Below are 23,197 nucleotides of genomic sequence, written 5' to 3'. Positions count from 1 at the left end.
GTGCACAACCCTCGCTCCTCAACGAGAATCATGCGTCGGCTCACTACGCTTTTTCCCTCTGAGTTCCTCGAAGAGCACGCCGAGGAACTCGGCGTGGTCGAGCGAGAAGGCAAGCTTCAGATTCCTGTCCTCGTGTGGGCGCTCGTGTTCGGCTTCGCCGCAGGCGAGAGCCGAACACTCGCTGGGTTCAGGCGCTGCTACAACGCCACAGCTGACGAACCGATCTCTTCTGGCGGCTTCTATCACCGGTTGACACCGACGCTGGCAGAGTATCTCCGCGACCTCGTCGAGCGCGGCCTCGACGAGGTCGCTGTTCCAGACGCTTTTGACGCTGATATCGACCGATTCAGGGACGTGATGATCGCTGATGGAACAGTGTTGCGGTTGCACGAATTCCTCTCTGATGAGTTCCAAGCCCGTCACGAGGAGCAGGCTGGAGCGAAGCTCCACCTGCTCCACAACGCCACCGACCAGACAATTGAACGGATCGACGTAACGGACGAGAAAACGCACGACAGCACGCTGTTCAACACAGGTTCGTGGCTACAAGGACGGCTAGTTCTGTTCGATCGAGCGTACTTCAAGTACCGCCGTTTCGCGTTGATCGACGAGAACGATGGCTACTTCGTGAGTCGGCTGAAGCAGAACGCGAATCCGGTGATAACGGCGGAATTACGGGAATGGCGCGGCCGCGCCATTCCCTTGGAGGGCAAGCAGATCCACGATGTGGTCGATGACCTCTCGCGGAAGTACATCGACGTAGAGGTCGAAGCGGAATTCAAGCGAGGGCAGTACGAGGGAACGCGGTCACTGGATACGAAGCGGTTCCGCGTCGTCGGCGTCCGCAACGAGGACGCCGACGACTACCATCTCTACATAACGAATCTGCCGAGAGAGGAGTTCCTGCCGTCAGATCTAGCGACGCTGTACCGGTGTCGATGGGAAGTAGAAACTCTGTTCCGTGAGTTGAAGACGCAGTATGAACTGGACGAATTCGACACGAACAACCCTGATGTCGTGAAAATTCTACTATACGCTGCGTTGCTGTCACTGCTGGTGAGCCGGGAGTTGTTGGATCTGGTCACCGAGCAGGCCGACGATGAGATCGTGTTTCCGCCGGAACGCTGGGCGGCGACCTTCCGGTCGCACGCCCAGCTCATCCTCCACAAACTCGGCGAGTACCTCGGTTACTCGCCACCGCCGTTGTTGGAGCGGCTAATCGAAGACGCTCAGAAGATTCATCAGCAACGGCCGATCTTACAGGAGACACTCGCTACCGCTACACAACCGAGGTGTGAGTCTTAGCTAAAGACGAATGCATCATCCATAGGGTCAAATCGGATGCAGACTACTAGTATGTTGCTTCAGATGTAGCCTGAGACGAAAATATATGATATAAACACGACACTATTCGGTGGTTAAGTTAGCGGATGCGTGGGACTGTTTGCTATCGGTCTGATGCCTATTGCTGGTGGCGGCGAATCTCGTCGCGAACGATAGTGCGGATCTCTTGCTCTGGAAGGGTTGTCTCACTGGGGATATCAGGTTCCTCAAGCGGATTTAGTTGTTGTACAGCGGCTTGAAGCCGGTCATCGGTAGCCTCACCATAGAAGTAGAGATCACGCCGGTCGTCGTAGAGGGACCGGAGCGTTGACTCAGCGACTGGGGTTCCATCAGCGGCTTCGGGATAGGTGTAGCCTTGCTCGACGCGCTCGAGCGCTCGTCGAACAGTCAGGAACTCGTCGGCGTTGACCCGAAGATAGCCATCTTCGATATCGAACCCAGCTGGGGGCCGCCCAGTCCATCGGCCAGCGGCTTTCGCAGCGTCGATACCGGATTGAATCCGCCGGAGCTTCTGTTTGTGCTCGACACGCGCGAGGTCGCCCATTACTCCAGCAATAAGCTGGCTCACCGCTCTGTCGACGAGGTCATCTTCGAGGCTGATTTCCAGTCCCACTTCCAAGTCCCGTATGCCTGTTTCGTGGCTAAGGCAGAATTCGAGGAATTCATGGATCTCGCCGGCACCGAGTCTGGAAAGTCGCGAGAGTTCGTGGACAACGATAGTGTCCAAGTGCCCATCTTCGATATCCCCGCGAAGCCGCTGGTACTCGTCTCCGCGGTCAGTCTCGGTCCCACTGATGATGTCTGCATACTCGTGAATTTCTGGGTCGTCATATGTGTCTTGAGCGAATGTACGCAGTTCGTCAAGCTGTCGCTGTGGGTCTTGGTCTGTTGTTGAGACACGGGCGTAGATCCCGATTTCAGGCATACTTCTTGCGGCGGGGGCTGAATATATAAACTGTACACCTTTTCGCGGGACCGTAGAAAGCACTACCTTTGGACGGCAAGAGCAATGACGCAGTTTCAACCTCCCAAAAGTTCGTCTGAAACCGTTCGAGTGGGTCCGTCGCGTTCGGCTGTCGGACGCTTCAACCCCACGAGGGTTCGTCTGAAACCGTTCGAGTGGGTCCGTCGCGTTCGGCTGTCGGACGCTTCAACCCCACGAGGGTTCGTCTGAAACCGTTCGAGTGGGTCCGTCGCGTTCGGCTGTCGGACGCTTCAACCCCACGAGGGTTCGTCTGAAACCGTTCGAGTGGGTCCGTCGCGTTCGGCTGTCGGACGCTTCAACCCCACGAGGGTTCGTCTGAAACCGGGTTAAAAACGAACGTGACGCATGGGTCCCAGCGGCTTCAACCCCACGAGGGTTCGTCTGAAACCGGGTGACACATCTTCAATAGCGAACAGCGTCGGGTCGGCTTCAACCCCACGAGGGTTCGTCTGAAACCCAGACTGATATTGGTGCTTACACTCTCTACAGCAGCTTCAACCCCACGAGGGTTCGTCTGAAACGCACTATATCGACTGGTATCAGTACGGGACGCGGCCGGCTTCAACCCCACGAGGGTTCGTCTGAAACAGTGGTTCAATTACGATATCCCAGAGTTGGGCAAGGCTTCAACCCCACGAGGGTTCGTCTGAAACTGGATTGTCCAGCTATCCGGCCGGACCATTGTCTTGGGCTTCAACCCCACGAGGGTTCGTCTGAAACTCATTGACAACCCGGAGGTGGCAGCTCCGGAACAGGCTTCAACCCCACGAGGGTTCGTCTGAAACCGTTGGTTGTTGTTCCGCCGCGAGATGGGTACGAGCTTCAACCCCACGAGGGTTCGTCTGAAACTCGATGAGTTCTATCGGGAGGGCGCACCAGTCGAAGCTTCAACCCCACGAGGGTTCGTCTGAAACGCAGGGCCACATCTCCCGAGTGACGCCCTGCCGGCCGCTTCAACCCCACGAGGGTTCGTCTGAAACCCTTCGAGGAGATCGACTACAGTGAGTTCAGTATCGCTTCAACCCCACGAGGGTTCGTCTGAAACACTACGTTGAGATACGCAACGACGACGCCTTCGGCGAGCTTCAACCCCACGAGGGTTCGTCTGAAACCTGAATCGCAACTCCAAGAGCGAGGGCGATGTGACCGCTTCAACCCCACGAGGGTTCGTCTGAAACGTGCCCACAGGTACACCTGTAGCTCAAGAGTAGCTTCAACCCCACGAGGGTTCGTCTGAAACCGGTTCCGACCCGAAGCCACGGTCGTATGTGACTCGCTTCAACCCCACGAGGGTTCGTCTGAAACGTGGCCGACCTGACCGAGGAGGAGCGCGCGTGGATCGCTTCAACCCCACGAGGGTTCGTCTGAAACTATTTCGTCCGCGCAAGTCCGTTTGTCGCGTTTGTCGAGCTTCAACCCCACGAGGGTTCGTCTGAAACGACCGGGCCCGCCGACGCTACTCTATTAGTGAGAGTGCTTCAACCCCACGAGGGTTCGTCTGAAACGAGGTGTCCGAGCATTGCGCCCCGGTCCGCCTGTGGCTTCAACCCCACGAGGGTTCGTCTGAAACTGCATGGACACGATGCTAAACGAGGAGGGCCACGACGCTTCAACCCCACGAGGGTTCGTCTGAAACTATCATAGTGCGCTGGTTCGTCGCAGTAGATCGCGTTGCTTCAACCCCACGAGGGTTCGTCTGAAACGAACCGGAGTCAATTGCCGATGCGGCATTGACGATTGCTTCAACCCCACGAGGGTTCGTCTGAAACTCGAGTTCAAGCCCGGCTTGTCGGAAACGACACGCTCGCTTCAACCCCACGAGGGTTCGTCTGAAACGACCAGCGGAAGGTACAACTCAAACAGCCACCGCAGGCTTCAACCCCACGAGGGTTCGTCTGAAACACGACCCCGTCGACGCCGTCCGAAGGTGCTGGGCTGGGCTTCAACCCCACGAGGGTTCGTCTGAAACCGACGGGACTATCTACCGTGACCCGTGTGGGTGGCTTCAACCCCACGAGGGTTCGTCTGAAACGAGGGGGCGACGGAGTTCCCCGACGCCACGGCCGAGCGCTTCAACCCCACGAGGGTTCGTCTGAAACCGCTCCTATCACTTCGAGTTCAAGCCCGGCCTGTCGGCTTCAACCCCACGAGGGTTCGTCTGAAACGCGACTCCGCAAGTTCGGCAACCGACGACACGACCCGCTTCAACCCCACGAGGGTTCGTCTGAAACTCGCTGTCCACGCCGTGTTTGTGGGCCTCTCGATGGCTTCAACCCCACGAGGGTTCGTCTGAAACGTCCTGGCGGGGTGGAAAGACATCGTTGCTACGGCGGCTTCAACCCCACGAGGGTTCGTCTGAAACGGATGCCGGTGTACGACACTCTTGCGTGACCGCGAGGCTTCAACCCCACGAGGGTTCGTCTGAAACAAGGTGGGCGACGAAGTGGAGGGGCGACTACAACGATGCTTCAACCCCACGAGGGTTCGTCTGAAACCTACGTTGAGATACGCAACGACGACGCCTTCGGCGAGCTTCAACCCCACGAGGGTTCGTCTGAAACAGCTGCGACCGCCGGAGTCGGATACATCGTTGGTGGGCTTCAACCCCACGAGGGTTCGTCTGAAACTAATAACCCCTCCTCACTGTGGGGAAATCGCAGAGAAGCTTCAACCCCACGAGGGTTCGTCTGAAACCACGATCGAGGGCGACACCGCGCTCCGGTCGTCGGCTTCAACCCCACGAGGGTTCGTCTGAAACATCAGTACCGAGGACGACGACGACTCCTCGAAAAAGCTTCAACCCCACGAGGGTTCGTCTGAAACCATGCCCGATATACGGGCCATAAGGCTTCTAGCGGCGGGTCACAGTAAATACCTTCCGTCGACCATCAATAGGGTGCTTCCCCCCGGGGGGTCGACGGAAACCGACTATAGAAACCGCTGATCCTCAGTTGGGTCGTCGCCGTAGACTGTCCGATTGAGCAGTGTATCAGAAGACAGCTCGTAGATGATTGTTGATTCACTTGGTTTCAGTAGATCATCAATCTCGTTTTTGAGCTTAGAGAGATCGCCCTCAGAAATCTCACCTTCAAGAACTGAGTTCTGTACGTGAGTCAGATACCGCCGACCGATTTTGAGGGCTTTCTGTGTTCGGTCAGCTTCCAAGTCATAGACCATTACTACATACATTCTACCACCACCGTTGGAACGGGTCGTATTCTTCGCCGGTAAGTAGGTGTTTCTTGAGCTTGTAAGCTTCGAGCCGCATTAGGTACTGGTAGCTAACCTTCCGGTTCAGCGCCGGGTGTTCGACAGTCCGCTCAAGTGTCTCTTCGAACTCCTTTGTATACGTCTTCCGTCCGGATTCGTTCAAGAGACACGAGCCGAGTTCCGTCTCGAAATCGGTTTCCGAAATCTGGTTTCGGTTTACCAACCGGAACAGAACACGGTCGGCAAGAACGGGTTTGAATAGATCAGCGAGATCAAGCGACAGCGAGTACCGCCGTTCGCCCGGTTCGTGTAGGTAGCTGATCGTCGGATCGAGTGCTGTAGCACGAATCGCCGAGACGCAGTTCGCATAGACCAGCGAATTGCCGAAGGAAATGAGGCTGTTAATCTCGTTGGGCGGTGGGTTGTACTCACGCTGAGTCAGCTGGAACTCCCTCGGGAGGATTTCATTGAAGCTCCGGTAGTACGCTTTTTTCGCGGTGGCCTCAGTTCCTAGTAACTCATCAACCGGCAGCTCCTCATCAACGCGTGCGGCCGCAGCTTCCAGATCCTCAATTACGTCGTCGAGATCGTGATCGCGACCGTTGTAGTAGACCGCGTTCGTCCGCATATTGTGGATGCTGCCCCGCACAATCGCCGCGGCGAGCTGGCGCCTGTGCTGACTGTCTTCGTAGGCCCGGACCTGATTAACGACGGTCTTCCCAGAAGTTTGTCCGCGTTTCGGCATCACCGACCCCGAGTAGTAATCCTCCCAGCCGAAAACGTGGAGTGCGACCGTTCGGTCGTTGAGGAACGACATCAATCGAGTGTTGAAGTCGATCTGGCCGTGCAGGAAGAACGCCTCGGCGTTCTCGATTGGTATGTACTTTTTATCGTCCCCATCCTCGGGAACGAGTCTAAGCGTGTCGTCGCTACGTTCGAGTCGACCGTCAGAAAAGACGTGGTAGTTCCGATCCATTGTTAACACCAACAAAAGTCGTGATACGCACACGAGTCACAGAACGGTTTTTCTTCCGCCGGAGGCGGGGAGGCCTGTTCGACGATGTCGTGAATCCCGCGGACCGCTGTTTCGACTTTCTCCCTCCGTTCGTCGGTGAGGTCGACAGGCTCCCGCTTTCGTTCTCGGGGATGTGCCAAGACGCCATCACGCTGGATATCGGCTACTCGGTCGAGATACCAGAGGTAGTACGACAGCTGCATTTCAGCCGGTTCGGTCAACGTCGAGGAGGGTTTCACCTCGACGACGCGGCCGTCGTCTAACAGGTCGAGTGAGATCATTCCGAGGTTGAGGTTCTCCCGTTTGTCGCTGTAGGCCGTCTCGTCGACGCGAGTGCCACGGACGACAGTGGCGTTCTCGCGGTCGATTTCGAGGTTTCGGCTTTCGAACCAGAGTTCGCGCTTGCAGACATGGTAGTATTGCATCATGACACCCGTGACGCGGAACGGCTCGTCGACTGGCTCGCCGCGAGCCGTAGCAAGCAGGCGGTCGACTGGGTCAGCGTCGGTCATAGTATCCGCCTCTCAGCAGTACTATCTGGAATTACGAACCCGGTGCTCTCGTCGAAATATTGTCCGAGACCGTGTTCCCGAACGTCGAGCCACCGAACATCTGTCTCCTCGTGAATCCGGTTTAGCTGTCCGAGCTTATCGGCTTTCTCCGAGTCCGCTCGATAAATTGGGACCGATACCCTCGTCTGTTTTAATTCATCCATGAGCTGACGAACGCGGTCGAACTCGTAATTCCGCCATGCTTCTTTGATATTCTCGACACGCGTTCGTTCGGTATTGGTTCGACAAATAACGATGTCGACAGCGTTTCGCTGGTCGATAAGCGACAACTCTGCCAGTTCATCCCCTCTGGCGTCGTCGACATACTCCGCGTAGGTCGCTTTGCCGACGTCTTTCTCATCGTGAAGTGTCTCGTAATACCGTTGGACTGCTGTTCGAGCAACAGCCGTTTCTGACAGTACAGATCCCTCATTTCGAACGGAATCGAGGGTTTCAGCCGCTGCCGGAAGCAGCGTCGCACCGCGATTGTACACCGCCTCTGCTGGTGTCTTGTCCTGTTCGTCAGGAACGTCGAGCCACCAGACAGTGACGTGGCCTCGGTCCCGCTCAAACGACCGATTACAGCGTCCGGCCGCCTGCACGATGCTGTCAATCGGTGCCAGATCGCGATAGACTCGGTCAAAACTGATGTCGACACCGGCCTCAACGAGCTGTGTCGAGACCGTCAGCAGTCCATGCCCATGTTGTGTGAGTTCCTTTGCCGTTTCGATTAGTTTGAGACGATCTACTGGCCGGAGTCGCGTCGACAGGTGGAGTACTGATTGGTCTCCACGCCCCGTGATTTCGGAGGCCAGTTCGGCTGTGTCGATTTCAGCTGTCGTCTCGACGGTTTCGAGTGCGTCTGCATAGATCTCACTGACGCTTAGGAGTGGCTCCTCGAAATCAGTAACCTGATCGAACAGGGCTCTCGCACTGTCAATTGTGTTGCAGACAGCGAGTGTCGACTCACCGGCTCCGACGGTATCGTGAAGCTTGGTGGCGGCTTCGACGTAGGATTTCGGCCCCTCTTGAGCGTCGATATACCGTTCGGCCGATGGATCAAGTTCGTACTGAACACGCGATGTCGCCTCGAAGTACGTCCTCGGATCGTCGACTAGCTCCGTCGCCTCGTCGAACAGTCGTGGTTGTGTAGCAGTCATGGCAATCACCGTCACGCCGTACTGCTCGGTCAACATCTCGATGAGGCGTGGAACGAGCTTCCACCAGTCGAGCGGGAGGCTCTGTGGCTCGTCAAGGATTACTACACTGTCACGGAGAGCAGGAATCTTCATCGACTGCGTGTTCGCCGGTCCGGCAAGACTTTCAAACAGTTGGACGAACGTCGTTATCGTCAATCCCGCCCGCCAAGCTTCGGCAAGCATTCCGGCAACATCGTCGTTTCTATCCGCTTCATCTGCACCGATATCGTCTTCATCTAGGATCGTCGTCTCCGAGAGGTGATGATGGGCGGTGAGCAGCCGACCCAAGGAATCGGTCTCGTAGATTGCTTCAAGCTCATCGAGGACCTGGTCGATGATACTCGTAAACGGAAGCGCGTAAATCACCCGCTCACCACCGAGTTCGTCACGAATCATCTCCGCGGCCGACAACCCCGAGAGTGTTTTGCCCATTCCCGTTGGGAGCGTGAGCGTCGCAATACCGCCACCGTTCTCGGCGAAGGTCGCCGCATTTTCAACGATGGTCGACCGCGCACGGGAGCGATGGTAATTCAACCGCTCGGAACGGGTTCCATCCGGATCGGCAGACGCAGATGCTTCGAGGTCCTCGACGTATTCGTCCAACACCTGCAGGGCAGGTTGCCTCGCTTCGTAGGACGAGTGATCGGTTTCTGTAGCCTCGCTCCGGCTTGCAGCACTCGTCTTATCCGCGAGGACAAGCGACCCCCAGCATTCGAGAACTAGTCCGTAACAGGAGTCAGACAACGAGTCTCGGCTGACCGTTGCACCGCTCCCGACCGTTTCGACGGCAGACGCGATCTCGTCAAGCAGCCCATCGGTAAACGACGTTCGAAACGACTCCCACGAGCCAGCCCCGCCGGTCGCCTCGTCGAACAGTTCGGCCGCGAGTTCCGGAACGTGGTTCTCGATATCCGTCAACTGCTTTGCGATTGCTGTCTGCTGCTGTTCGGCACTGTTGAATGAACCAGGTGAGACGTTCTCTCGGCGGTACGAACGGTCGTGGATGTATGTTATCACATCCGGAAGTCGACCGTGGTGTTTGGCGACCGCAACGAAGCCCGCCAGACAGGTCTCGGTGTCAAATCCCTGGGCGTCAAGCGCATAGTAGGCCGCAAACGAGCCGACTGGTGCATGATACCGGTACTTCTTGTACTCCGGCTCGGTCGAGTGACGTACATACTCCTGGAAGAACGTCGTCGCCTTACCAAAGTCGTGGACGTACGCGAGTGTTTCGACGACATCCCGGAGCGGCTCATCGCTGGGAGTTTCAGCATCGATGGAAACGATCTCTCGGACACGTCGGGCGACGTCTTCAAGATGGTCGAGCAATTCGACGCCGTCATGGCCGTTTTCGGGTGGGTGAGAGTATCGAACCGACATTAAACGAATACCACGTTGCGACCGTCAACACTGGCCGTTTCGATATCGGTCACCGTCAGCGGATCTGCGTCCGGATTGTAAGTGTACGTCGTGAACCCGGTTGTCGTCCGGCCACCGGAGTCTGCTTTCATGAACGCCGGTGATTCTTCGATTTGACAGCGTGTGCCCGCTTCGAGAACAACGTCGTCGACCGCGTTCGGGACCGCCGAATCGACTGCGACCTGCTCGCCCTGTGGTCCGGCGTCGACATCGAACTCCCCGTGGTAGTCGATCTCCGCGAGATGCTCAGAGAGGCCGAGGCTCGGGACGTAGTGTGATTTCCCGGCTTCGAGCGTCTCTCGAAGCGTGGTATACCACTCCGCATCTGCCAGTGAGATATCGATGCGATAAGCTGGTTCGACCAGTACCTCGTAGTTGTGCTGTTGCCGGAGTGCGGTCGGATCAGGGATTTTCACGCTAATCTTCCCCCGTCCGTTGAGCGACTGGAGGTCCCCACTCGCCGTCGACAGCGTGTTCATCGGCATATTGATCGTCCGGATCTCGCAAACCGGTTCGATGGCGACTTCCGACTCGTCGGGGGCAAACAGGTCGTAGTAGCCGTCCCGTTCGATACCGACAACGGCGGCAAGCAGGCCAGCGACGGTCGTCCGTGGGATGATCCGGTACGTTTGTTTGACGATATTGCCCTCTATCCGGCGGAAGTGCCCCCACGGCCCGCGGACGGTAAACGAGAGACAACGATCCGGATGAGAACCCTCACCCTCGGTCGCCCACTCGCCCAGCGATTGCTGTCCCATCGTTAGGCAGTGTCGCTGTCAGTCGGAAGCGTTGTGGTGTGTTCGTCGTAGACATCGACGACCTCAACGGTGTCCGGTCCAAGCGCCTCTCGAAGCCCATCGTAGAGGACAGCCGGTCCGCCGGGTTCGCCGCCTGCAGAGATCGCCAACACGTCACTGGCGGCAACCCTGACGCGCTTGATCTGGTCGCTCGCGTTGTCGAGTCGGTCGATGAACCCCTCCACATCGAGTGTCAGATCCCGGACCGTCCGCAGTTGTTCGTCGGCCTTCGAGTTGTCGGAATCAAGTTCAAGATCCCTATCGAGGCCGCCGAGATGGAAACTCTCGTCGGCGTACTCGACGCGGCAGTAGAGTCGTGGCTCCTGGCCGACTTTGCTCCGGCTGATCGTCTGGTTCTTGATCGCCCGCCAGCAGAGCGTATCGAGCCGTTCAACGTCGTCGGTAGTGAGCTTGGTATCCTCGGCACCGTGTTCGTCAACGAGTCCGTGGAACCGGATCAAGCCGTACTGGATCCGGTGGTCGTCGAGATCGAACCCGCCCTGCTGCTTGTTTTCTTGGGTCGCAATGACGCTCGTCAGACTATCGTACTCTTCGTTTTCGTTGACCGCGTGAATCGATTTTCCGGGTGAGAACTGGACGGGGCCAGTGAAGTGATCCGGCAGATGTTTCGCGTATTCGTCGTCTGTGTCGACCGACATTGTTGCGCCGAAGTAGCGCACGTCAACGCTCTTGTCGAGGAACTCGCCGAAGATATCCTCGCGGAACTGGTCTGCCTCCTCGTCGTCATCGAGATCGTAGTCATCGTAATCGACGGCTTTGAGGCGGTCTTCAAGCAGCTCACCGCGAGTGAACTGATTGCCCTCCTCTTGGACGTTCCGGATGTAGACGCCGTGGCCGTCGTCGTCGAGTTGGTCGCGGAGATACCGCTTCAGTCGAACGTCAGTGACGATTGCTTGCTGCGTCTGGGGATCGATTCGTGGTCGGTTCGCCCCCGAAAGGGGATTGCCGTTCGGGTTGGCGTCGACAGCGTCGTACAGAAAGACGATCTCTGATCGGTTCGTCACGGTGTCGGTAGTGTCGGACATATTAGTTTTCCTCCTCGATGTCGGCCGTCTCATCTGCGTCGCTATCCATCTGGCTCCAATCGGGGTGATCGTTCATTCCGTAGGTCACGCCAAGCGCGTAGTAGAAGCGGAGGTCGTCGGTTTCGATCTCCCAGTCGTCCGGATCAGGATCGAGAATCGTCTTGCGGAGACGTTCGACGATATGTTCGGCTTTCGTTCCGGGATAGACGCCCTGCTGTTTCTTTTCCTTCCGCGTGTAGGTCAGGGTCTTGGCGACCGTCTCCTGAGTGACTTTTTTGATCCGTGATCGGGTGATCGACTTGACCGGGAACTGGTCGACCAGCGTCGTCGAGCGATCCTCGCTGTACTCCTGATAGCTCCCGATATCACCGACGAGCGCGCCTAAGAGGAACGCGCCACGACGCTGAGATGTTACTGAACCCGCTTTTCTATCGTGGTCAGGCGATAGCGCGGGTGTATCATTGATGAACGATTCGAGTTTCGGGGCGGCGGGGTGGCCCCCGTCCGCGATGGGTATCTCGTCTAACGAAGGCATAGTATGTGTCGCGTAGCTCGGTTCGAGGGTGATCGGTTCTTTGCTCGGGCCGGACGATTTCAGCAGGTCGAGACCGTTATCGGCTAATGCACAGAGTTGGGCGAACTGGCTGGCGACCAGAAACGCCGGGAACCCCTCGTGGTCGTCCTCGTCGGTCTGGTCGTCGATAATCCGGTCGACGTACTCTTCAAGCAGGACGTCGACACCGATGGCCTCGCCACTCAGCACGCTCACTAGTGCGGTGATTCGTGGATCGTCAGCATCCGCCTCATCGTCGTCCCGTTCGGCGAACGTCTGGTAGAAGTACCAGCCGGTCGCAACGGCGTGAAGCTGGTCGTCGCTCCCCGAGAGGAGGTCCCACTTTTCGTTCGTCGGAAGTGGGGCTGTCCACTCAGTATTGGTGTTGAACGCCGAAACATTCCTGACGAATTGGTTGTGAGTAGCGGCGAGTTCCTTCGGATAGTGAAGTCGGCCGTTCAGTGTCTCGCCGAACACGTCGTACCGGGACATTTGATGTGGCATGACTGCCGATATATAGAACCGAAATGTCCGGTCGTCAATCTCTCGTTCGCTGTGGCGCTCGTATGCGTCCTCAATCGGTGTCGTGTCCCCGTCGCTCTCGACGGCCCGGTACAGCAGGCCGTACAGTTCGTATACCGTCTCGGACGTCAGTCGGCCGAACACGTAGGGCAAATAGTACACTTTCGCGCCGAACGTCCGATACGTACAGGCCTCGACGAACGCCTCGGCGTTCATTACCGTGATCGCGGCGTCCTCAGAGATCGGATGGGACCGCCACGCGTTTTCGATGTCAAGGCCGGGGAATTTTTCGAGTTGTTTGCCAAGAAAATAGTTCTGTGGGTCTTCGGAGGTCCCAACCGTCCGAGCAGGGAGGCCCGTAACGAGATCGGTCGCATCGCCGGACGAATCGTCCGCTTTGTTCTTCGTGACGAGTTTCGAGAGTTTCCTCTGGCGCATCGCTTCGTTGAACACGTCGAGATCGCCGGGCCACTGATACTCGCCATCCGGATCGATTTTCACCTGCACCGTTAGCAGCGAGGTCGCTGACTCCCCACCCAGTTTCCGTATGATCGTCTCCTCGATTGTTTCAAGTGCTGTCTCGTCCGCACCGAGTTCAGCGAGTTGCTCGATTATCCATCCGTTCGGATGTTCGTCTGCTGCTTCGGTCACCACGTCATCGACAGCCCACTTGATCAGTCGCTCTTTCGCATAGCGGGCCAGCTTCTCTGGATCGCTGTTTTTCCCAGCCTGGTGGGTCACACTGTGGTCGATGCCACGCGCTGCCGGATACTTGCAGTGTCCGATCTGCTGGATCATATCCTTCGTGTATCTCCTCACCTGAACCGGGCCGGTATCGTCGTCAGCCAGCCGTGGTTCGTCGCCCGAAACATTGACGCGGACGACGATCAGGCTGTCATCGGTATCGACAAGATCACTGGCTGCGTCGGGCGTGAGATACGGGGCGTACTCGCCGCCGCCGGTCGTGGCAAGCGTGTAGAGCTTTCCGTAAAGATACTGGAGATCGCGGAGTGACCCAATAGGCGAATCCGGAAGCTTGGATTCTAGTTCGTTAGCCGGGTACTCCTCTTGAAACTCGTTAGGCGAAAGCATCGCTTCCCTCCAGTTCGCTCTCGCCCGGTCGCGTCTTATCGGTGATATTTATAAATCCGAGCCCCAGCGAGTTCCGTTCACCCAATCCGACATCCAACGCGAGATTGAGATGCCGCCGATGATGGTCGTCACGAACCGTGTAGTCAAACCGCCACTTACTGAGGACGTAGGTCATTTCTTGGCCCTCAGTAACTGTCACCGGGACAGCGAACGTCTTAATGAAGTCGTACCCATGGAAGAGGTCACCGTCGACGTCGCTCGGCCCCGGCAAATGGTCGTGTGCGAAGCGGTCGTGTTTCTGATCAAGATTATCCTCCAACTGCTTGCGAAGCGGTTCCATCGAATGGTCCGGCTGCCAGAAGACGGCCGTATCGCCGCCAGGGTGGTCGATACCGTACTCGGCACAGCGCCACGGTGGTATCCGAACCAGTAGGCCGGTCCCAGTTTCAATCGTTCCCCGCGTGCCGGGCTCGCCGACGTCGGGCGCAAGTGAAGTGACGTCGTTAATGTGGAACGGCATCTCGCCGACGTTCAGTTCCGGTCGTTCGAGCAGGTCAGCAGCCACGTTGGCAAGTAGTTCCTCGTCGGGCGAGGCGACCAACAGCTTGCGGTCGTCACCTTCCTGCATATCGTGTGGGGGGAACGGGTTCGAGTAAGCGAAGCCCGGTGGTTCGTCGACGTCGTGCCGCCCGTCGTAGTCGGTCCCCTCAAGCGCATCCCAGAGCCGGCCTCGGAGCTTGTGATGGTAGTCATTCTGGTAAGCCGCATCCGCGCGTGCGGACATATGACACATTATACGCACACGGATGACTCACCCTCAAATATCATACAAGCAGACAAATATGTCCAAATGTTAAAAAAGTATATATGAATATGAGATGGTAAGCTTATTTTTTATATAATCATCATTTATATGGTGGTCATGATTATCGCGCTAATTACAACCGCGCAGAGGGAATCGTCCAGATCGGCGGATTGCTCTCTAGTTTGCAGAACTGACGAGCGAAGTCTTGGTCGTCGTCGGATCGGGATCAAGCCCCAGCACGACCGATTTGGGGGGTTGGTAACGCACTGATTCGGTCCCAGTAGTCAGTTTGTCCAGCGTCGTCCCCTGCAGGTGAGCGACCAGCGACAAGACCGGTCGAGAACTGGGGTGCTGGTCCAGCCACTCGTCGAACCGATCACCGCGTCCTGTCACAGCCAGCGTCAGTTCACCGCCGTAGTCGATCTCCTGGTGCCCCAATTCGTAGAGAACTTCCGCGATAACAGCCATTTCGTCGGAGAACGCCGGCCCGTAGGCCGTTGTGTCCACCTCAGGGGTAGGGGTTGCAGTCCGTAAATCGCCTTCCTCACCGTCGAGTGGCAAGCAAATCCGCCATTCCGTCGCTCGACCCGGTCCAAGATCCTCGCGTTGGATGACGCCAGCGGCCTCGAGGTCGGCAAAGTACGTCTCGTTGTTCCGAAGCGTCTGTGTCGAGACATCCAGAAGGTCGGCAAGGTCACCCGTCGCCAGGGGTTCATCGACATCCAGCAGTATCGCGACAGCCTCGGAGATTGACCGGGGGCCGAAATCGGGCAGGAGTTCGTCGACATCCAGCTCCGACAGCGCATACCGGAGATCGTCGGTCGTGAGGGTCCGTGGCTGGTCCGCCTCCCCGCCGAGATGGAAGACAGCCCGCGCCCCAGCGAACGTTCCGCTCGTCAGGGCGTGCAAGATTGAGACCGTCTCTCGGGTCGGTTTCAACGATTTGAGGCTCAGTTGCCGGGACAGCGCAGTGGCGACGGCATCACGACGATCACCATCGACGATATCGAGATTCAGCATGAACGCTGAGAACCCATCGGCGCCGTCCTGCAGATCCAGATGATCGTCAAGATCCTCGAGGTGGGGTCGCATCGAGTCAACCGTTGGGCCAGCAAGCACCCAGCTGCCGGTCGTGTCACCGGTTGGGTCCGCTGCGTCGACGTCAGGCGTCGCGAGCAGTTGAGACCGTTTCTCTTCGCGGTCCTCGTAAAGCACTCGATACGCGGAATAGAGCCCATAGCGGCTGGACACCGCAGTTTGGATTGCGATCATCTTCGCGAGATTGTCTCGGCGAGTTCCATCTTCAACCGCCCAGTCAGGGATCTTGAGGACGCGAGTAATATCGATGCCGAGCATATCATAGATTCGGGAGACGGTTCCTAGCAGGCCGTGGGCGTTGCGCATCACCGTCGAGAGGCTCTCGTTCTCGTCGCCGTTGCCCTGGACGTCGGTCGTCATCTGAAGTAGCTCATCGCGAGCGTTTCGAAGCCGGGACCGGAGGCCTTCGGCGGTAGCGTCTTCATTCCGGAGATAGCCCAGACACCCCCCATCGCGGAGGAGATACGGGTCAGACACCGGGAGTCCGTCCAGTCCGGTGCGGTCTGGCCCGCCAGCAAGCCGATTCTGCGTTAAGACCTGCTGAAACGCCGGTTCTGAGAGTAACGCCGCACAGAGACGGACCAGTGTGTGGACCTGGTAGCCGGCTGCTTCGACCTCGACAACGATCTCATCGCGTTCCTCCAGGAATGAGTAGCTGACCCCACGAGAGTCGCCAGTCGAGTCGACCGTGCGAGAGCAAAGCGCGATTTCACCGGGAGCAGCCGCCGAGACGGCCCCGTCGTGGATATGGCCGTCAAGGAATGAGACGGTCGGCGCGGTGTTGGAGCCGCCGCGGGTGGCGGTCGCGGCCTCGCCGTCGGGCCGGTCCCCCTCTTCTCTCTCGGCAGTTGGGGTGTACACGGTACTGTGCTGAGATTTTGGGGGGTCAGTAACGCCGGGTGAATCGGCCCGCTGGCCGGAACCCGCTCCCTGCTGGCTCTCGTCAGTACGGCCCGAACCGCCAGCAGACGGGACGTACGGCGAGTCAATCGAGAAGTCTGGGTGTTCGTCCAGCAGCGCATAACCCGCCGGCAGCAACCGCACAGTCCGATCTCCGGAGCCATGAGATTTCACCAAGTCGAGGTCGGCCATACGCTTCACCCACGCGCGCAGCGCCTCACGAGAGGCCCACTCCAAGAGCGTGTGATTCTGCAGCGCGTCGTAGGTCAGTTGCTCTCTGTCAGCGTCTGCAACGGCGTAGAGACGCTTCCAGTCCTCGTGGCGTGCGCCACGGTCGGCAAGCAACTCCCGGACGTGCTGGCGGCGCTGGGCAGTTCTGGTCGACACGGAGTCGGAGCCATATAGGCGCGACTCCAGGGAGTGAGTCACGCTGGCCGGCAGGACCTCATCAAACTCGGTCAGCAGATGACGCTGGACGCGCGGCGTTGCGTTAGTCAGGATCACGTCGAGGCCAGCACTCAATTCGACAAGGAACTCGATCAGCGACGAGCGCTGGGTCCGAGAGAGGTCCCACAGCTCACGCACGTCAACGGCAAGCGTTGGCTGGACGTCGGCGGCTTCAAGCACCGCGATCGGCCCCTCCAGTACATCAGCAAGCGATGAATGGGTCCCGATAGATGTTGTGCCACCGAGCTGGCGAGACACTTCCAACAGCCGGAACCACTGCAACTGTGAGTCGGCTGCTTGGGCAGCGAGTGCTGCGTAGTGGTGTTCAGCACCAACGCCGGGAATCTCATCAGCGAGCGCCGTGACACCGCACTCTTCGATCAGTTTCGCCCGCCACTCGTCGCGAGGCACACCCACGAGGAGTTGGCGTAGCGCTGTCAAGAGTGCATCCGAGAGTTGCGTATCGGGCTCCCAGAGAGCACGATTGAGAGCCCGCGGGCTGGACACGGCATCTGGACCCAGCCTCAGACCTACTGTGGAGTCTATCGACCCCTCGGGGCGAACGGTGATACTCGTCATTTGCGTCGAGTACGACCCTCTAACGGCTCTCTGGCGACACGAATAGGCCCAAACTGCGCAGAGATGGCTCTCGCTGTTCGGGCACAACGCTTATTCTATCCCGGTCAGAAACAGTAGGTGAGAACGACAGATCGTTGGCGTTCATCACCTTCTCAGCCGAGGTCGGTGGGACGACCCCGGCATCCTGCCTCTCACCGATTAGCGGTGAGTATATTCTCTGTGCTTGATGTTGAATCGGTTTGGTCGGCTGTGTGTTAAATACGTCGGCTATTGCAACAGGTTGCGTCAGACGTGCGTCTGACGATTTGCAGGCCCTCATCGAGCCACCTCCACGCTGACCTGCATCCGCAGACGTTCAGTCGCACTCTCGCTGCGGGCGTGTTCGTCGAGAACGATCACGTCGATCACGTCGCCGGACCGGAGCCATGCTTCCACGACAGCGACGAGATCGCCGTCGGCGACGGTCGCCCTATCGATGGCTGGTGTGCTGCTGTCTCAGGGCTCGTATCGGCGGAGCTGGTGGGTCGTCGGTTCGTACCCGGCTTCTCCCAGAGCCTCTACCCACGACCCGAACAGCTGTTGATACGGGGAAGTCGAGTACTTGCCCAGTTCGTTCATTTGTTCTGTTGTCGGCGGCCGATCGACCTGTTGAGCCACTCGTTGAATCTCAGCGAGCAATTCATCCCGTGTGAACAGATCCTCGGTGGTTCCAGTGAACGGACTGAAGCCCGCCTGTTCGAGTGCGTTGTTCCACGAGCCAAATCGCCTCACGTATGGCGTTATCGAATACGTACCATACTCAAGCATATCCTCGGTCGTCGGTCGCCCACCAACCTCATCTGCGACTGTCTCGATTTCATCGAGTAACTCCGAAGGCGGAATGCGTTGCTCGCCGCCTTCGGGGCGCTCTTTGTGAGGAATAAATCCGGCTTCACTTACCGCGTCGTTCCAAGAGTCGAACCGCCGAAAGTAGACAGAGGCAGTGGGCTCAATTGAATCCACAGACGGCGCCGGGATAGGTCGTTAGAATCACGGGTATGAAGCGGGAGAGTAATGTTATGCACAACACCCTCTTCCGCTTCGTGAAGCAAGTGGCTTCACTCGCTCAAAAGCTTACTGACGCTGCGCTGATGGAACTGAGGATCCAGCCGGCAACGGGTTTGCCGGCTGGAAGCACGCAGTCTTGCTCTATCTGCGCGAACACATGAGCGCGGAGTACGAGGAAATCATCGACTGGGCCGAAGAGATGGAACGTGTTCGAGCGGTATTGAACCTTCAACGCAGGGAGTTTCCCGCGCCTTCGACGCTGTGTAAGGCGTTCAAACGGGCATCGATGACTGTCTGGCGACAGCTGCTCCGCCGGTCGGCGGAGCTGCTGGACCAGAATGGTCACGCCGCAATTGATGCCACCTACTTCGACCGTCAGCAAGCATCGTCTCACTACTTGCGACGGATTGATCGTTCCGTCAAAACGATCCAGACGACGTTTCTCGTAGATACAGCTGAGGGAGCAATTCTTGACTTACACTGCAGCACGAAGTGGCCTGACGAAACCAAGATCGGCCCGAAGGTCGCCCTGCGGAACGCGGGCGACCTTCGAAGCTTGGCCGCTGACAAAGGCTATGATGACATGAGCTTCCGTGAGGAGCTTCGAAACGCCGGGATTCGTCCGCTGATCAAGCACCGTGTTTTCGCTCCTTACGATCACGCACACAACGCCCGAATAGACGACGAGCTCTATGGTCAGCGATCACAGACCGAGTCCGTCAACTCCTCAATCAAGCGCTCGCACGGCTCCGCCGTCCGAGCGCGTGACTGGTTCCGCCAGTTCCGGGAGATAACGCTCATAGCCGGCGTTTACAACGTGGAGCAGGCAATTGAACTCTGAAACGCCGAAATTCGCCGGATTCAATTGAGCCGAGGCAGTGTATTCTCCGTGCTCGATCATCTCTCTCGTTGTCGGTGGCCGCCCGAACTCCTCGGCAAGACGCGCTATCTCGGTGAGAAGTTCTTCATCGGAATACTCGGTTGATGTTCCAAGCGGTTCGTACCCTGCAGCGCGGACAGCATCGTTCCACGTTCCAAAGCGATCCCCGCAGGTCCGTGCAGAGTAAGCACCCTCCGCATCCATTCGATTAGCCGTTGGGGGTGTTCCATCAGTGGCCAGCCGCGAGATTTCGGCAGTTATCTCTTCTTTACTGATGAGAGACTGTTCTTCTTTGTCTATATTGGCCGCATCGAGAGCGGAGTCGATATCACCGAACTTCGAATAAATTTGGGAGAGAGGATGGTTGCCGCGTTCTCTGATTGCGTCGGCCCATGAGGGTGGGTTTCCAATGGTTTCCTGTATCCGCTGGAGATCTTTGATCAGATCACTACGAGTTGTTTTGGTCGACTCAAACCCCGCGGCTTCGAGTGTCTCTTCCCACGTGTCGAAGTAGTAGTAATACGCCTGAGCAGAGTACTGCCCATGTTCGTGCATGTCTTCTGTGGTGGGTGTTTTGCCGAGTTCCTTGGCTAAGTCTTGCAGATGCTCGATGAGGTCATCCCGACCCATGCTGGACGGTTAGTCTCAAAGATCAAAAATTTGTTTCTATACCTTATCGACCTCGCCTATCAGATCATTCAGTTTGTGTTTTGAAGGTCATATTCCACACCCTCAAGTGAGCACTTGGAGAATTTGAGTGAGTCAAACTAGATTCTGGTCGTTTGGAGGATAGTCGGCAGCAACGCAGTATTAGGGTATTCTGATCGTGATTATCGCACTAATCGCAATCTACCGACGCGGGGGTTCGAGATTCTTCATCGAGAAGTCTGACTTCGGGACGAACCGGGCAGCGAGGTCGGCCAGTTTTCGAGTGCGCTGGATATCGGCCAAATTGTGTTCCAGCAGCGGGAGCCAGTCACCGTTCTCAAAAGCGTCGACAGCCGTTGCGCTGTCATCGAAGGGGTCACAGGTCTGGTCACCGATCAGGGCGTCGTAGACGCCAACGAGATCGCTCTGATCGTTGGTGTCGAAGCGGTCGACGATCTGCATCATGTCGGCGTAGGCAACGTCGCCGAACGGCCAGTCCATTCCGTGTCGAAGGAACCGAGTGCGACAGAACGGCAGGTCGAAGCCGCCGCTCCAAGTTTCGCCGTTGAAGGCGGTGAGGTAGTGGCGGTCGCCATCGAGTTGGTGGGTTGCGAACGTCGCGACGGCATCGAGTAGGGCCTGTTCGTCGTCGACGAGTTGGAGCTGGACTGTGCGTTCGGAGTGTTCGTCGAGCGTCGTGACGAGTGCCTTCCGGTCGGCGGTACGCCCGTCAAGGTTGCAGATGAGCGATTCACCGAGATCGTGTGCGAAGCCGGCGACGGTGATGACAGCATCATCGTGAAAACCCGACGTCTCGATATCGAACGCAACTGGGTCGAGGCTCGACATACAAAGCAGTACGGGAGGGTTTGACATAAGAGCAAGCCAACCGGAGTGAAAGTGTCTCTAAACCCGGAAACATGACGTTCCTGGCACTCCAGATTCACTCAGTTCTTGCCTCTCACCTCAGTATTACATCATTTCGGTGAATACTGATGCACTTTCTCTCCCCGACTCTATACATCAGCTTGGTGCAGTTTGATGAATACACTAGACACACCATTTTGGTGAAGAGTGGTGAACACAGTTCGACATAGCTTTTTATACGTGACCGATAACAACCGATGTGGTGAATACTGGTGCAACGATTTTCAATCTCTGTTGACGGCGAGTTGGCGGCGTGGATCGAGGCGGAGGCTGACGAGCGTGGTGTCTCGAAGGCGAAGGTCATCCGTGACTCTGTCGAGACTGCGCGAATCACCGGACTGGTGCAAGCTGATGAGCATAGCGTGCTGGATGGTGGGGATCTTCTTGACCGCATAGAGCACCTTGAGGGGCGTGTGGCGGCGCTCGAAGAGGACACGGTCGATGGCGGGCATGATGACGACGAATCCGAGATGGATGCACTGGCGGCGTTTGAGGCCCAGCTAGAGGGGCAACCGCCGACGACCGAGCATGGGGAACAGGCGGTGGTGCGTGTCTTTTCGCTGCTGGTCGAGGACGGGCCGATGCAGACGAGCGAGTTACGTGAGGCGCTGTATCCCGAGTTCGACGATGCGTTTGCGAGTGCGGAATCAATGTGGCAGTCTATCAACCGCTACTTCGGTGATCTCGACGGCATCGAGAAGGTCGGGCACGGGAAATGGGACGCCGATCTGAGCGAGTTGTGAATGAGAGAGTCGAGCGGGAATAGTAGTTAGCACATTGTACTAACCCACAGACGCCAGCCAAAGTGGTGTTGCCCTCCGCCTCACACGCCACATTTCGAGTGAAAAAACTGCGCTCTGTCTGGTGGTTTTTCTCCGGAAACAGTGGGGTTTGAGTAGCCGACAAATTGACCGTGACAGTCAAAGGCGTCAGCTATCTGTCTGACGGGTATTTAGAGTGTGAAGCGTGCATACTCGGGTATGAGGTGTGCATAATGGATCGGGTGACTGTCTCACTCGACGAGAAATCCGGCGAAGCTGTCACGGCAAATGTCGGGGACGGCAGCGCGTATGAATCAAAGTCGGCGTTTGTGCGCGAGTGCATACGGCAGTATGAACAGGTTGAATCACTCCAGCAGCGCATTGATGCCCTCGAAGATGAACTGGCGACGACTCGTGAGCAGCGTGACAGCGCTGAGACGGAGGCTGCAGAACTCCGCGATCGTGTAGACGACCTGGAGAGAGAATTGGAGCAACAGGAGGCTCGGACTGACGATCTCCGCCGCCAGCTGAAGGCAGCGAACGCGAAAAATGATCAGATGCAGGAACTCGCCAACTACGTCGAGGACGAACGCCGCGTCGAACAGCAATGGCGTGAGGCGGGCCTACTGACGAAGACCAAGTGGAAGGTATTCGGGATGCCCGGCGACGAAGATTCATCGACAGCGTAGTTGCTGACCGACAGAACGTGTGCTGCGACAAGTACTACCCCCCATTTGCGATGTGTAAAGCCGGACCCCCGGGGTTGTATATATAATCAGCTAAGGTCAATGCTAGTGTGTCGTCCACCGCCGTTTGGAGTAAGTCTCAGTCGATCACATCGACAGCCGCGTAACCCCGTTTGATGACGGTGAACCAAACCGAACTAGCTGTGGAGCATCTTCGAACCGCTAGTGAGCATGATTTTCGGGATGGACCGTCGCTGTCGGCGGCGGACTGCCGCCGACGCGACAGTGTCACCACTGACGACCGCTGTCCGGACAGATGGACAGCTACCGGAAGAACCGGTCGTCAAGTGGCTGGTTCGCTGGAACAGTCCTGCGGACACCAAGTGCTGTCCAAGCTGCGCGGAGCGTCATTTCGCAAAACTCCGTGAACGACCACTGCAAGAGGCGGCGGCCCCCACGGCGGGGCGCCGCCACGTACCTCCAGTGGAGATATCGCCAACTGTTCTGAAGCAGTAGGCTCACTACAAACATTACCAACCGCAGTCCAGCATCCTGAGAACTAGTGAAAGCGAGGCTCTGCTTGGCTAATCGGTAGCTTGATTCGATGCCGAAGCGCTTGCTGTAGTGCTCTCGTGCATCTCGTGGCGTGTCGATAAAGGGCGCGTCAGCGGCGTAGCCGTGACGCG

16 protein-coding genes, 2 pseudogenes and 1 CRISPR repeat array are annotated in these 23,197 nt (G+C 57.5%); of the genes and pseudogenes, 4 read left to right on the top strand and 14 right to left on the bottom strand.

Going from position 1 to position 23,197, the window contains the following annotated elements:
* Nucleotides 1-30: 30 nt before the first annotated feature.
* Entirely contained in the window at nucleotides 31-1,305 is a 1,275-nt protein-coding gene (locus BDK61_RS22885) for an IS4-like element ISHma1 family transposase (RefSeq protein ID WP_121302325.1), read from the top strand.
* A gap of 157 nt (nucleotides 1,306-1,462) precedes the next feature.
* Here the strand turns inward: BDK61_RS22885 and BDK61_RS22880 are convergent, their stop codons facing one another.
* The 11 genes from BDK61_RS22880 to BDK61_RS22830 all read right to left on the bottom strand — a co-directional run bounded on the left by BDK61_RS22880 (nucleotide 1,463) and on the right by BDK61_RS22830 (nucleotide 18,564).
* A complete protein-coding gene (locus BDK61_RS22880) occupies nucleotides 1,463-2,269 on the bottom strand; it encodes a recombinase family protein (RefSeq protein ID WP_121304980.1) in 807 nt (268 codons plus the stop codon).
* A 92-nt stretch (nucleotides 2,270-2,361) separates the two neighbouring features.
* Nucleotides 2,362-5,152: a CRISPR direct-repeat array (repeat unit 30 nt; unit sequence GCTTCAACCCCACGAGGGTTCGTCTGAAAC).
* Between the two features lie 105 nt (nucleotides 5,153-5,257).
* Complete coding sequence (gene cas2 / locus BDK61_RS22875; RefSeq protein WP_121304978.1) at nucleotides 5,258-5,518, bottom strand: CRISPR-associated endonuclease Cas2; 261 nt, start codon at nucleotides 5,516-5,518, stop codon at nucleotides 5,258-5,260.
* 1 nt (nucleotide 5,519) lies between these two features.
* Nucleotides 5,520-6,515 carry a type I-B CRISPR-associated endonuclease Cas1b gene (gene cas1b, locus BDK61_RS22870; RefSeq protein WP_121304976.1) on the bottom strand — a complete coding sequence of 332 codons (996 nt, stop codon included), beginning with the start codon at nucleotides 6,513-6,515 and terminating at the stop codon, nucleotides 5,520-5,522.
* A 2-nt stretch (nucleotides 6,516-6,517) separates the two neighbouring features.
* Nucleotides 6,518-7,066 carry a CRISPR-associated protein Cas4 gene (gene cas4 / locus BDK61_RS22865; RefSeq protein WP_121304974.1) on the bottom strand — a complete coding sequence of 183 codons (549 nt, stop codon included), beginning with the start codon at nucleotides 7,064-7,066 and terminating at the stop codon, nucleotides 6,518-6,520.
* Nucleotides 7,063-9,684, bottom strand: a complete 2,622-nt coding sequence (locus BDK61_RS22860) for a CRISPR-associated endonuclease Cas3'' (protein ID WP_121304972.1) — start codon at nucleotides 9,682-9,684, stop codon at nucleotides 7,063-7,065. The genes cas4 and BDK61_RS22860 overlap by 4 nt, the downstream gene beginning before the upstream one ends.
* On the bottom strand, nucleotides 9,684-10,481 hold the full coding sequence (gene cas5b, locus BDK61_RS22855) for a type I-B CRISPR-associated protein Cas5b (protein WP_121304970.1): 798 nt from the start codon (nucleotides 10,479-10,481) through the stop codon (nucleotides 9,684-9,686). Before cas5b ends, BDK61_RS22860 begins: the two co-directional genes overlap by 1 nt.
* Nucleotides 10,482-10,483: 2 nt before the next feature.
* Nucleotides 10,484-11,566 carry a type I-B CRISPR-associated protein Cas7/Csh2 gene (gene cas7b / locus BDK61_RS22850; protein ID WP_121304968.1) on the bottom strand — a complete coding sequence of 361 codons (1,083 nt, stop codon included), beginning with the start codon at nucleotides 11,564-11,566 and terminating at the stop codon, nucleotides 10,484-10,486.
* Between the two features lies 1 nt (nucleotide 11,567).
* Nucleotides 11,568-13,733, bottom strand: a complete 2,166-nt coding sequence (cas8b, locus tag BDK61_RS22845) for a type I-B CRISPR-associated protein Cas8b/Csh1 (RefSeq protein ID WP_121304966.1) — start codon at nucleotides 13,731-13,733, stop codon at nucleotides 11,568-11,570.
* A complete protein-coding gene (cas6, locus tag BDK61_RS22840) occupies nucleotides 13,720-14,526 on the bottom strand; it encodes a CRISPR-associated endoribonuclease Cas6 (RefSeq protein WP_121304964.1) in 807 nt (268 codons plus the stop codon). The genes cas8b and cas6 overlap by 14 nt, the downstream gene beginning before the upstream one ends.
* 189 nt (nucleotides 14,527-14,715) lie before the next feature.
* The gene (locus BDK61_RS22835) at nucleotides 14,716-17,394 is read right to left on the bottom strand and encodes a helix-turn-helix domain-containing protein (RefSeq protein ID WP_167467428.1); all 2,679 of its coding nucleotides are present in this window, start codon (nucleotides 17,392-17,394) and stop codon (nucleotides 14,716-14,718) included.
* A gap of 663 nt (nucleotides 17,395-18,057) precedes the next feature.
* On the bottom strand, nucleotides 18,058-18,564 hold the full coding sequence (locus BDK61_RS22830) for a homing endonuclease associated repeat-containing protein (RefSeq protein ID WP_121304960.1): 507 nt from the start codon (nucleotides 18,562-18,564) through the stop codon (nucleotides 18,058-18,060).
* Nucleotides 18,565-18,599: 35 nt separating this feature from the next.
* Between BDK61_RS22830 and BDK61_RS22825 the strand changes: the two are divergent.
* Nucleotides 18,600-19,450, top strand: a pseudogene (locus BDK61_RS22825) (IS5-like element ISHma10 family transposase).
* Here BDK61_RS22825 and BDK61_RS22820 read toward each other — a convergent pair.
* Complete coding sequence (locus tag BDK61_RS22820; protein WP_121304958.1) at nucleotides 19,337-20,119, bottom strand: homing endonuclease associated repeat-containing protein; 783 nt, start codon at nucleotides 20,117-20,119, stop codon at nucleotides 19,337-19,339. The pseudogene BDK61_RS22825 and the gene BDK61_RS22820 sit on opposite strands and share 114 nt — an antisense overlap.
* Nucleotides 20,120-20,338: 219 nt before the next feature.
* Nucleotides 20,339-20,986 (bottom strand): 3'-5' exonuclease family protein, encoded by a 648-nt coding sequence (locus tag BDK61_RS24100; protein ID WP_121304956.1) that lies wholly within the window; start codon nucleotides 20,984-20,986, stop codon nucleotides 20,339-20,341.
* 290 nt (nucleotides 20,987-21,276) lie between these two features.
* Between BDK61_RS24100 and BDK61_RS22810 the strand changes: the two genes are divergently transcribed.
* Nucleotides 21,277-21,807: a ribbon-helix-helix protein, CopG family gene (locus BDK61_RS22810; protein WP_167467427.1), complete on the top strand. Its 531-nt coding sequence runs from the start codon at nucleotides 21,277-21,279 to the stop codon at nucleotides 21,805-21,807.
* Between the two features lie 251 nt (nucleotides 21,808-22,058).
* On the top strand, nucleotides 22,059-22,514 hold the full coding sequence (locus BDK61_RS22805) for a hypothetical protein (protein WP_121304953.1): 456 nt from the start codon (nucleotides 22,059-22,061) through the stop codon (nucleotides 22,512-22,514).
* A gap of 321 nt (nucleotides 22,515-22,835) precedes the next feature.
* Here BDK61_RS22805 and BDK61_RS22795 read toward each other — a convergent pair.
* Nucleotides 22,836-23,197, bottom strand: a pseudogene (locus BDK61_RS22795) (ISH3 family transposase); the annotation flags it as partial.

The organism is Haloarcula quadrata (assembly GCF_003634715.1).
Classification (GTDB): domain Archaea; phylum Halobacteriota; class Halobacteria; order Halobacteriales; family Haloarculaceae; genus Haloarcula; species Haloarcula marismortui.
Note: the sequence above shows the minus strand (reverse complement) of the source record. Positions and strands in the feature narration are given on the sequence as shown.